Source organism: Gemmatimonadota bacterium (assembly GCA_040388625.1).
Taxonomy (GTDB): Bacteria; Gemmatimonadota; Gemmatimonadetes; order Gemmatimonadales; family Gemmatimonadaceae; genus Fen-1247.
Map to the genome: position 1 here is coordinate 423,713 of JAZKBK010000001.1, position 11,659 is coordinate 435,371.

10 protein-coding genes are annotated in these 11,659 nt (G+C 61.6%); 9 read left to right on the top strand and 1 reads right to left on the bottom strand.

Annotated elements, in window-relative coordinates; genetic code table 11:
- Window positions 1-5: 5 nt before the first annotated feature.
- Genes V4529_01925 through V4529_01965 form a run of 9 tightly spaced genes read left to right on the top strand, consistent with a single transcriptional unit; the run spans window position 6 to window position 9,682 of the window.
- Complete coding sequence (locus tag V4529_01925; GenBank protein ID MES2357078.1) at window positions 6-608, top strand: OmpA family protein; 603 nt, start codon at window positions 6-8, stop codon at window positions 606-608.
- Window positions 609-613: 5 nt separating this feature from the next.
- Window positions 614-1,360, top strand: coding sequence for a tetratricopeptide repeat protein (locus V4529_01930; protein MES2357079.1), 747 nt, complete (start codon window positions 614-616; stop codon window positions 1,358-1,360).
- Between the two features lie 15 nt (window positions 1,361-1,375).
- A complete protein-coding gene (gene tatC, locus V4529_01935) occupies window positions 1,376-2,224 on the top strand; it encodes a twin-arginine translocase subunit TatC (GenBank protein ID MES2357080.1) in 849 nt (282 codons plus the stop codon).
- Window positions 2,221-5,235: a putative LPS assembly protein LptD gene (locus tag V4529_01940; protein MES2357081.1), complete on the top strand. Its 3,015-nt coding sequence runs from the start codon at window positions 2,221-2,223 to the stop codon at window positions 5,233-5,235. The genes tatC and V4529_01940 overlap by 4 nt, the downstream gene beginning before the upstream one ends.
- A 3-nt stretch (window positions 5,236-5,238) precedes the next feature.
- Complete coding sequence (locus V4529_01945) at window positions 5,239-6,234, top strand: radical SAM protein (GenBank protein ID MES2357082.1); 996 nt, start codon at window positions 5,239-5,241, stop codon at window positions 6,232-6,234.
- Between the two features lie 52 nt (window positions 6,235-6,286).
- On the top strand, window positions 6,287-8,062 hold the full coding sequence (locus tag V4529_01950; GenBank protein ID MES2357083.1) for a tetratricopeptide repeat protein: 1,776 nt from the start codon (window positions 6,287-6,289) through the stop codon (window positions 8,060-8,062).
- The gene (locus tag V4529_01955) at window positions 8,059-9,078 is read left to right on the top strand and encodes a polyprenyl synthetase family protein (protein MES2357084.1); all 1,020 of its coding nucleotides are present in this window, start codon (window positions 8,059-8,061) and stop codon (window positions 9,076-9,078) included. Before V4529_01950 ends, V4529_01955 begins: the two co-directional genes overlap by 4 nt.
- The gene (locus tag V4529_01960) at window positions 9,078-9,359 is read left to right on the top strand and encodes a DUF4321 domain-containing protein (GenBank protein ID MES2357085.1); all 282 of its coding nucleotides are present in this window, start codon (window positions 9,078-9,080) and stop codon (window positions 9,357-9,359) included. The genes V4529_01955 and V4529_01960 overlap by 1 nt, the downstream gene beginning before the upstream one ends.
- Before the next feature lie 59 nt (window positions 9,360-9,418).
- Window positions 9,419-9,682, top strand: coding sequence for a twin-arginine translocase TatA/TatE family subunit (locus V4529_01965; protein MES2357086.1), 264 nt, complete (start codon window positions 9,419-9,421; stop codon window positions 9,680-9,682).
- A 120-nt stretch (window positions 9,683-9,802) separates the two neighbouring features.
- Here V4529_01965 and V4529_01970 read toward each other — a convergent pair whose 3' ends face one another.
- On the bottom strand, window positions 9,803-11,623 hold the full coding sequence (locus tag V4529_01970) for a peptidyl-prolyl cis-trans isomerase (GenBank protein ID MES2357087.1): 1,821 nt from the start codon (window positions 11,621-11,623) through the stop codon (window positions 9,803-9,805).
- Between the last annotated feature and the right edge of the window lie 36 nt (window positions 11,624-11,659).

Consider the following 11,659-nt stretch of genomic DNA (forward strand, 5'->3'; position numbering starts at 1 on the left):
CGTCAATGCATCCGAGCAAAACCATAATCGCAGTCGTTGCGGTGACACTTGTCGCCGCGTGCCACAAGGTTCCGGCTCCGCTCTCCCCGTCTCCTGTTGCGGGGAACGATTCGCTGGATCGCGCACGCGCCGATTCCATCGCGCGCGCGAATGCAGCGCGGCAGGCCGAGATCGCGAGAGCGCAGGCGGAGCAGGACAGTCTGCGCGCAGTGCGTGAGCGCGAGCAGCGCGAGGCCGCTCAGAACGCGGACGCGATGAAGGTGCTTGCCGCGACCATCTACTACGACTTCGACAAGGCCGATCTGACCGAAGCGGCGCGGTCGCTGCTCCTTGCCAAGGTTCCGGTGTTGCAGGCACAGCCAACGATCCATTTGCGCATTACGGGGCACACGGACGATCGTGGGTCCTCCGAATACAATCTTGCGCTCGGTCTCAGGCGCGCCGCTGAAGCAAAGGCGTTCCTGGTGAACAACGGCATCGATGCGAGCCGGCTCGAGATCACGAGCATGGGCGCGGAGCAGCCAGCGGTTCAGGGTGAGAACGAGGAAGCATGGTCGCGTAACCGTCGGTCCGAGTTCGCGCCGACATCTGGAGGAGCCAGTCAGTGAGAAAGATGATTCTCGCGACGCCGCTGGCGATGTTGTTCGCCGGCTGCTTCGCAACACAATCGGACGTGCAGGTGCTGCAGAGCGACATCCGCACGATGCGCGGAGAACAACTTGCCGCCGACTCCGCTCGGAAGATTCAGTTGGATCGCGCGTTGGCGAGCATGCGCACGGCAAACGACTCGCTCGACGCGCTGAGCACGCGTCTCACGCGCTTTCGTTCCGACATGACGTCGAGCATGTCGTCCGTTCAGCAGCAACTCCTGCAAGTGCAGGAGCTGACCGGCCAGAGTCAGCGCCGCATTCAGGAAGTGCGCGCGTCGCTCGAGGAGCGTCAGAGCGCGACCGCGGCGCCGGATTCGACTGGTGCGCCGGCAACACCCGGACCCAATGCGTTGTTCCAGGTCGCGCGTGAGCAGATGATGCAGGGAAGCAACGCCGCTGCGCGTCAGGCCTTCCAGGATCTCATTACCAAGTATCCCAAGTCGGATGTGGCACCCGACGCGGCGTTCTACATCGCGGAGACGTACGCTGCGGAAAACAATACCGCGGCTGCGGATTCCGTATACGCACGGGTCGCATCGCAGTATGCCGGTTCGCCGCGAGCGGCGACGGCGATCTACAAGCGCGGTGTTGCGGCGCAGGCGGCTGGCAACGGCGACAAGGCGCGTGACCTGTTCAACCAGCTCATCAAGAAATACCCGCGCTCCGACGAGGCTGCGCTGGCTCGCGACCGCATAAAGACTATCAAGTAGCAGGCGGAGGCGATCGTGGCTAGGCGTCGCACGGCTGGCGGGATGGCCGAGATGGCGTTCCTCGATCACCTCGAGGAGCTGCGCCAGCGACTGTTCAGGTGTGCTGCGGCGTTCGCGTTCGGCGCGATCATCGCGTTCCTTCTGTTCACGCAGGTGCCGCACTTCGACGTGATCGAGTTCCTCTCACGACCGATCACACCCTACCTGCACGGCGCCAAGCTGATCTACCTGCATCCCGGCGATGCGTTTCAGATCGTGCTCGACGCCGGCTTTGCGCTGGCATTCGTCATCGCGTCACCGGTCATTCTGTACCAGCTGTGGGGATTCGTCTCCCCCGCCATGTATTCGCACGAAAAGAAGCTCGTCCTCCCGGTACTCGGCGGCATAGTCGTGCTCTTCATCGCCGGTGTGGCGATGGCGTTCACGCTGATCCTGCCGATGACGATCAAGTTCCTAGTCGGCGTCGAGTCATCCGCACTTCAACCCATGATCGCGGCGTCGGAATATTTCGGCTTCGCGATTTACATGTGTCTCGCGTTCGGCGCGGCGTTCGAGCTTCCGATCGTGATAATGGGACTCACCGCACTCGGTCTGACCAACCCGAACTTCCTCGCCAAGTACCGACGATACGCGGCAGTCGGCGGGCTGATCGTCGGCTGCTTCATCACGCCGGACCCGACCGCGATGTTCGCCATCGCGATCCCGATGTATGGACTGTTCGAGCTCAGCATCGTACTGTCACGCATGGTTTACAAGTGGCGCCAGCGAAGTGAGACGGGGGACGATAGCGGATCCGCCGATGAGCCGCCGCCTCCGCCACCGCCGGTCCGGGATGCACCGCGCCGGCTGGGAGCGCCGGCGTGATTCGGACATCGCTCTACGCGATCATTGTGGCCGCGCTCGGAATGAGCGCGGCTTCAGTCGTTGGCGCGCAGGGCGTCGATAACGCTGCACGAAAGCCGGTGCGCGATACTATCCCAAAAGCGGTTGCGCGCGATACGACGCCAAAGCGCGATACGACGCCAAGACGCGACACGACCGCCAGGCGTGATACGACCGCCCGCGACAGCACGCGTCGCGACACTGTTCCGCAGGCAGCGCCACTCGTCACCTGGTCGTCGGATTCCGACTCGGTTGCGACGGCACTCATGAAGAGACCCGGGTTCCGCGCCACACGCTATCAGGGTGATAACGTCGTGTTCGACGCGCAGGCCAAGGCGCTCAGGATCCGCGGCAAGCCGGCAGCGGTCGGACGCGACCAGACGATCGTGATCGGTGACACGGTGCTCTACAATGATTCGACCAAGTTCGTCACGGCCATGGGCGACACGGTGATTCTGCACGATCCGTCGCAGCAGACCGCCGACGTGATCGCGAGGGGCAAGGTCACGTACAACACCGCGCAGGGCCGCGGCACCGCGACGAACATCAGCACGTCTGTCGAGAGCGGCCAACGCTATTATCTGTCCGGCAAGGAGACAGCGTTCGTGCGCGATACCACACCCGCGAAGCGCAGTGCCTACTACGTACGCAATGGTATCATCACGAGCTGTGACGACAGCGTTCCGGACTATTACTTCAAGTCCAGCGAGATCAAGTTCGTCTCGAAGAACCTGCTCGTTGCACGTCCCGCGACTCTGTATGTTGGCGGCGTCCCGGTCTTCTGGCTTCCGTTTCTTTTCCAGGACGTGCGAAACGGCCGGCGCAGCGGCATCCTCACGCCACGTTTCGGGCTCAGTGAATTCGTTCGCAACAGCTCCGCGTACCGGCGCCATGTCGAGAACATCGGCTACTACGCCAACCTCGGCGACTACATGGACGCCGAGGCGTGGTACGACTGGCGAAGCAGTGCTCGCGGAACGCTATCGGATCCGGGCTTCTCGCGCGTCAACGGCCAGTTCAGGTATCGCTGGCTGGACCGCTTCATCACTGGCGGAATCGCAGCGAACCACCTTGCGCAGCCGGGCGGAGCCAGCAACACCGCGGTCACCTGGTATCACTCGCAGGAATTTTCGTCGACAAGCCGTTTCAGCGCGAACGTCAACTTCACCACCAACACCACGGTGCTGCAGCGAACGACGTTCAATCCGCAGCAGCAGCTCTCGGCGATCAGCTCCGACGTCCGCTACAGCAAGAAGGTTGGGCCCTTCTCCATGGATCTGGGCGGACACCGCGATCAGTACTCCGGCCGCACCCAGATTCAGGAGAACTATCCAACGTTGAGTGTGACCAGCCCGACGATCGCGCTCGCCAGCTGGCTGGACTGGACCCCAAGCCTGAGCTTCCAGCGTCAGGCCAAGGTGAACATGGACGAGTCGCAGGCGCTGTTCTATCACTATTTCACGAACGCTGCCGGAGTGTCGGACAGCTCGCGCGTCAAGGCTTCGGAGACCACTCAGTCGACGTCGTTCTCGACGCCGATAAGCATCCACGGATTCCGGCTCGATCTCTCGGGGAATGTGCAGAGTCTCGATCTCAACCATCCTGTAACGCGCACATTCGTCAGTCAGACCGACACCAGCCAACGTTACAACCGGACGTTCGCGCGATCCGCGACGAACCAGGCCGACTTCAATTTTGCATTCAGTCTGCCGGGCTTTTTCCCCGGCACGCTCAATCTCAACCCGTCCGTTTCATTCCAGAACGTATACGGCGGATCGTATTGGGTTCAGTCCGAGTTTTCCAATGGCCAGTGGGTACATCAGAGCAAGCGCCCGACGTTCTCGCTCGGGATCTCTCCGACGTTGTTCGCGCTGTTCCCGGGTATTGGACCGATCACGCGCATCAGGCATTCCATCACGCCGCGTATCAGCTTTGGATACTCACCTGCGGGCGAAGTTCCCGCTGCTTACCTCGCCGCGATCAACCACTCCGCCAGCGGTTTCCTCGGGAGTATGCCGCAGGAGCAGATCACGTTCGGCCTGACGCAGGTGTTCGAGGCGAAGATGCGCTCCGACACCGGATCGTCGGACGAAGGGCGCAAGATAAAGCTGCTGGGATTGGACTTCTCCGCAGCGACGTGGGATTTCGAGCGCGCCCGGGAAACGCATCGTACCGGGCTCACGACGAACTCCTTCACGTACAGCGCAACGTCGGATCTGCTCCCCGGATTCAGCTTCAACAGTACCTATTCGCTCTTCCAGGGCGACACTCAGAGCGATACGGCACGGTTCAAGCCTTTCCGCGAGGGAATCAACGCGTCGTTTACGCTCAACGGACAGACGGGGATCGTCGCTGCCATCAGCAGACTGTTCGGCCACGGGCCGGCGGCGGCGACGCCCACGCCGACTGTGGAGCAGAGCGAACAGGACCAGCTCGCGGCGCGACTCTCGTCTATGCCAGTGGCGGGCAGCTACCGGCGCGACATGCAGTATGCGATCGACGATACACAGGGATGGTCGAGCCAGATCACATTCGCTTCGACCCGCCAGCGCCCACCCGTCGGCGGCCACGTCATCAACTTCGATCCGACGCTGGTTTGCGCGCCGTACTCGTCCAATCCGATCCTGTTCGAGCAGTGCCGGCAGACGACACTCCTCAATCCGCAGACGACGGTCAACAACACCAACGACCCGATCGGCGGCGGCGTCTTTGTCCGGGTTCCGCCACGCGAAACGTTGAACGCGAACACTACCTTCCACATCACGCAGAAGTGGTCTGCAAGCTGGGGGACGCTGTATGACGTTGTAAATCACGCATTCGCGAGCAATCAGGTGACACTGCAACGCGATCTGCACGACTGGCGTGCGATATTCTCGTTCAGCCAGAGTCCCAATGGCAACTCATACTTCAGCTTCATGATTGGCAACAAGGCCCAGCCGGACCTCAAGTTCAACTACGACAAGCCCACCTACCGGCAGCAGGACATTCGCTAACCGTTGTTATCAGCTCGCTTCGCGCCGTGGGACGTCCCGATTTTCCTGGCCAAATACGCATACCTCACACTGGTCCGGAAACCGATCCTCGTCCACTTCGAGGTGACTCTTCGCTGCAACGCCCACTGCGGTTTCTGCGATTACTGGAAGACGGACTCATCCGAGCGCGACAACGAGCTCAAGAGCTTCGCCGACGCTGCACGGTTCTTCAATCCGATGATGATCACGTGGACGGGAGGCGAGCCGACGCTGCGACGCGATCTCGAAGATCTCGTATCGGCGGTGGACCGCGCGATTCGCGTGAAGTACATGACGCTCATCACTCATGGAGGGATGCTCACGCCCGAGCGCGCGCAATCCCTCTGGGACGCAGGAATAAATCAGTTCAACATCTCCCTCGATTTTTTGGATGAGCGGCACGACGATGCTCGTGGCATCCCGGGGCTCGTCGAGAGGATCATGCGCAACGTTCCCGCGATGCGCGAGCGTGGAATCGACGCGATCCGCTTCAACACCGTCATCAAGCGGTCCAACGTCGGTGAGCTCGTCTCGATCGTGCACCGCGCAGCCGAACTCGGCGTGGGAGTCAACTTCAGCTGCTACACCGACAGCAAGAACGGCAACGCCGAGGGGCTGATTCCGGAATCAGAAGTCCGGCATCTCGAGGAGGTCATAGCGGAGCTCCTCGCGTTCAAGCGCGAGCGCCGCGGCATCATCACCAATTCGGATTACTACCTCGAGCAGATCCCCCGGTATGTCCGTGGGGAAACGTCCGAGCCATGCCGGTCTGGCATCCGAACCATCCATATCGACCCCGCCGGCTACGTGAAGCGCTGTCCGGACTTCCCGGTCGACTTCCACTGGCGTGACTTCCGGAAGTATGAACCAGTCAACTGCAATGCATGCTACTACGCGTGCCGCGGCGAGGCTCAGGCGCCATTGCGCCTCTCCCGGATCCGCGATGTCATGGCATCTCCGCTCGATCATCAGGCCACTTAAGGGACCGGTCATTCTGGCCGACCTCACGCGTTCTCGTTAACTTCCCCTTGAAATGTCCAAGTCCGCCCAGCTCAAGAGGAAAGCTGCCGAATTCGAGCAGAAACGACAGTACGATCGTGCCCTCACGTCATACGCGCAGGCCATAGAGGCTGCGGCCGGAATCCCCGACGAGCTCGATATTCCGCTCTACAACCGGGTCGGCGATCTCCACCTGCGCCTAGGCGAGCTGGACAAGGCCGTCGCCTACTACGAGACAGCTGTGGACCTGTACTCCGAGGGTGGCTTCTTCAACAACGCCATCGCTCTCTGCAACAAGGTGCTCCGCCACGCGCCTGACAGGTCCGTCATCTACTACAAGCTCGGAAAGATCAGCGCCAAGAAGGGCTTCAATTCCGACGCCAAGCAGAATTTTCTGGAATATGCCGCCAGGATGGAGAAGGCAGGCGACATAAGCGAGGCCTTCCGCGCCCTCAAGGAATTCGCCGATCTCTGCCCGGGGCAGGACGACGTCCGTCTGATGCTGGCGGAGCAGCTGGGACGCGCCGGTCGTACACAGGAGGCGCTCGAGCAGCTCCAGATCGTCTACGAGGCGATGCTGTCGGAGGACCGCGGCGCTGAGGCTGCCGCAACTCTGGAACGTATTCGCACCCTCGACCCCGACTTTGCGCCGCAGATCGGAATGTCGCGTCAGGAAGCCAAGCGGGAAGGGCTGGTCTTCATCGATGTCGACTACGGTAAACATGGCGCCAAGCCGTCCGGTCCGGCCGAGGAGACGGTGTCCCGTCCGCTCTCCGCCCAGGGCTTCGACGACGTCGAGCTTCCACCGTCGGCAGATGCGCGTTCGGAGCGAACTCTCGACGAGTCGCCGCTCGCCGGACTGACTCCTCTCGAAGACCCTCTGACGTCGATGATCTCGGAGCAGGCACGCGGCCCGGGGCCGACGATGGACGAGTTCGAGGCGACATCGTTCGCTACGAATGGGCCCGATCGCGAGATCGAACCGCTCGCGATCGAGCACACGTCATACGACACGCTCTCACCCCCGCCGGCTGCGGACGAGTCGGCACTGGGCGCTACGGCCGATCAGTCGGCCGCCGGCACCGAGGAGCCGCCGCAGGTCGCCGACCACACCGATCAATCCATGGCCGACGCGCTCACTGGATATGTCGCGGCGCTGTCGAGCGATGTCGGTGAGATGCAGGGCGGATTGCCCGATGATCTCGGCGTTCTACCCGTCGATGCAGTACGTGAGGAGCAGGCGGCGTCGCAGAAAGCCGCACGCACGGATGATGATTTTGTCGACCTCAACGAATGGCTTCTGGAGGGCGAGCCCCCCAAGAATCCGCGCATGACCGCGGAGGAAGAAGCGAAGACGCCGGGCGACGTACAGACGGATTTCTCGGAGATGCTCGAGACGTTCAAGGCCGGCGTCGCAGCCAATGTCGACGAGAGCGATTCCGACAGCCATTACGATCTTGGCGTCGCGTACATGGAGATGGGATTGTTCGACGAAGCGATCGCGCAGTTCCAGAAAGCGATGCGCGGCGACGCGTCTCCCGAGCGACGCGTTCGCGCATATGAGTCGCTCGGGCAGAGCTTCATCGAGAAGAATGAGTACCAGGTCGCGATCAGCTCGCTCGGCGGTGCACTCAAGGAATCCGGACTGAATGACACCAAGCTTGTCGGCGTGCTGTACCTGCTCGGCTACGCAAGCGAGAAACTGGAACTGTGGCAGAACGCTGAAGGTTACTACCGCCGTGTTTTCGCGGTGGACATTCACTTCCGTGACATTGGTGAGCGATTGAAACGCGCCGAGCAGATGGCGTGACGGCGTGGTCAGTCGACGCGCCGGATGCGAGTGACGATCTGCACGTCGTGACGCTGGAAGAGGTGCAGGCGCCGGTGCGCGACGATCTGGAGCAGGTTCGCGAGGAGATGGAGCAGGCCATTACGCGCGACATACCCCTGCTCGCTATCGCCGCGCGACATCTCCTTGCAATGAAAGGGAAGATGTTTCGCCCGACGCTCGTGCTGCTCTCCAGTCACACTGCCGGCACGCCGACACGCGATGCAGTCGTCGTCGCATCGGTGGTCGAGATGGTGCATCTCGCCACCCTGGTGCACGACGACGCCGTCGATCATTCCATGCTGCGGCGCGGCATGCCGACGATCAACTCGTTGTTCAGCGACCAGATCTCGGTGATCATGGGCGACTTCCTGTACTCGACCGCGCTCACACAGCTCGTCGCGCTCGATAACATGGCCGCGATACGCGCTCTCGTGGATGCATCGACGCAGATGTCGCTCGGCGAGCTGTCGCAGCTCTCGACGATCGAGCCACTCAGCTTTTCCGAACAGGATTACGAATTTCTGATCCGCTCCAAGACGGCGTCGTTGATATCGGCGGCATGTCGCGTCGGCGCGATGTGCGGCGCTCCCGCCCACGTGGACGCACTTGCCGAGTACGGCGATGCGCTCGGAATGGTCTTTCAGATCACCGACGATCTGATCGACTACACCGAAGCGTCCGAAACGACGGGCAAGCCCAGTGGACTGGATCTGCGGGAGCACAAGGTCACGTTGCCGTTGATCGCCGCTCTTCGATCCATGTCGGCGACGGAGCGCAGTCGCATCAATGCGCTGTTCCAGGTAACCGATCCTGCAGACGACGATGTCGCCGACGTGGCGCGCATCGTGGTGGAGCTGGGCGGGCTGGAGTACGCGCGCCAACGGGCCTCCGAGTATGCCGAAAAGGCGCGAACGGCGCTGCTTGGCCTTCCTGCAACTTCCGCCCGAGACGCCCTCGGCGCGGCCATCTTCTACGTAATGGAGCGACACGCCTGATGCCACCACGCGGAGCCGCCCGAAAGGGCGCATTCTTTTACGGGATGGTCCTGGCAACAGGATTCATCGCGGGTGGCCTGCTGACGCAGGTCTCCCGGCGCTTTCTCCCGCCCAGCGCGGTCAAGGAGTTCTTCACTACCGGAGTGACGCCTGCTTTCGGGCCGCTGACCGTGGATCTGGTGATCCTCAAGTTCGCCATCGGCCCGGTGGCGGTCGACGTGTCACTTTTGAGTCTCCTGGGGGTACTTCTGGCGTATCTGATTGCGCGTTCGTTATTTTAGAGCGGATATATTGCTGGACGTAGGCAGCGAACTTTTTTCCCCGTCAGGGAGTTATGGAAATGCCGCATTTCAGTTTCATGGAACTGGTCATCATCATGGTGGTGATCCTGCTTCTATTCGGCGCCAAACGCATCCCTGAGATTGCTGGCTCCGTAGGCAAGGGAATCAAGGAGTTCAAGAAGGAGATGAACGACATCGAGCGGAACGTGACGAACCGCGATGCCGGCCCTCCGCCGCGCCTTACCTCGGAAGATCTGCAGCGCCCATCGACATCTCAGACTACCGACGCTGAATCGACGCGCGAGCCGCGCAGATTGATCTAGCCCGCGTTAAGAAATCGGAAAGATTTTGAAAAGGGGGACGAGCGGCAATTCGCTCGTCCCCCTTTTTCGTTCGCAGGACCGGTCATCCCCGCGGAAGGCGGGGATGACGACGGGGTCCAATCAGGAGGACGTACGCCGCATCGCCGCTTCGACTTCCTTGCGGCGGTCGGTGATCTTCGCGGCCGACTTGAGGTTCGCGACGAATTCCTGAATCCGACCTTGCTGCATGGAGCTCAGGTACTGGCCACGCAGCTGATCCTTGGCAGCGTCGAACGTCTTCCGATCGGCATCGACGCGTCGATTCACCTCTATCACGTATACCGCCTCGTCCGTGACGATCGGCTCGCTCACCGTGCCGACGGGAAGCGCAAACGCCGCACCCACGATCCTCGATGCATTCGGTGCATCGGGGATTCCGGAGACGCGCGTGAATGCGTCGGTCCTGACTACCCGGGTGTTCAGCAACTGACCAGCCTGCGCCAGTGAGCTCGCCGACGCCGCGATCGCGAACTTGCGAGCCGGATCGACCTGCTTCTGAACCGCCTTCTTGCGTGCGAGCAACAGCTTGATATCGCGCTTCGCAGCATCGAGCGACGGTGTTCCACCGGGCGTCAGCGCATCAAGCCGGGCCAGATAATAACCAGCGTCGTCGTCGTACAGATCGCTGCTCTCGCCCACCTTCGCTCCACCGAACGCCCACGCCGACACGCTCGGAATCTGCTGCCCGTTGTAAACGAGCGTCTGGCCTTCAATCACGTCGGCCGTGTATGTCTTGAGCCCGAGCGCCTTTACCGCCGCATCGAACTTGTCCGGCGTTTCACTGGAGGCGCCCATCTTGGCGAGAGTATCAGCCTTGCGGTCCGTGCGATCGGCATCCGAATCGCTCTGAGCGATGTGCAGCAGGATGTGGTGCATCGCGAGCGTATCGCCGTTGCGCGCATCCAGGCGGATGAGATGATATCCGAACTGCGTGAGCACCGGTGGCGATATCTCGCCAGGCTTGAGTGCTGCGGCGGCTGTCTCGAACGCAGGAACGAACCGCCCCTTCACACCCTTGCCCAGATCGCCGCCGCGAACCGCGGATGCAGAATCGACAGATTCAGCTTTTGCTGCGTCCTCGAACTTCACGGCGCCACTGACTATGCTGTCGCGCAACGCTGCCGCGTGATTTCTCACTGCCGCTGAGTCGGCCGCGGTGATAGTTCGCGGAATCTCGGTGAACGTCACGCGCGCACGTCCGGTGCGCGCCATGTCCTTCTTGTGCGCGTCGTAGTACGCGCGAATCTCCGCATCGCTCACAGGCTCGGCAGCGACGTCCGCATCGCTCGGCAGGAACGCCGCATAGCTGATTGCCGCACTGTCGTGCGCATCGCGGTAGTTCATCCACAGCGTCGCATCCGAGATCCAGAGTCCGGACGTTATCTGCTGATACAGTTTCTGCTTTGGAATAGCGTCGCGATAATAGCTCTCGAGCTGCAACAACAGTCCGCTCTGCTTCGCCGTGGGGCTGGCGAGGAAGCGTTGATACTTCTCGAGATCGAACTGTCCGTTGGTCTGCAGCTCGGGATCCTGCATGAGCTGCGGCGGCGGACTGTACTTTGCCGCGTTGGTGAGTTCGTCCACCGAAACGGTGATTCCGCGCCGCCGCATCTCCTGGCTCAGCAGTGCGTCGCTCACGAGCTGGTCGAAGGCCTGATTCTGAATCGCATCGCGCTCGTCCAGCGAGATCGACTCGCCGCTCGACGCGGTCCGCTGCTGTTCCAGCTGCGATGACAGAGCCTGCCAGGTGGTTACGAGGATGTCCTGCCCGTTGACAGTCGCCACAGCTGTGGTCGATGTTATCGGGGCACTACCGAAGAGGCCGGACGATTCGTATAGAAGGAATCCGCCGATGAAAGCGACGGTGACGAAAATCCAGATGTATTTTGCGGAACTCCGCATCGATTGTAGCATAGCCCGGTAAGCTGTTCCCCAGAG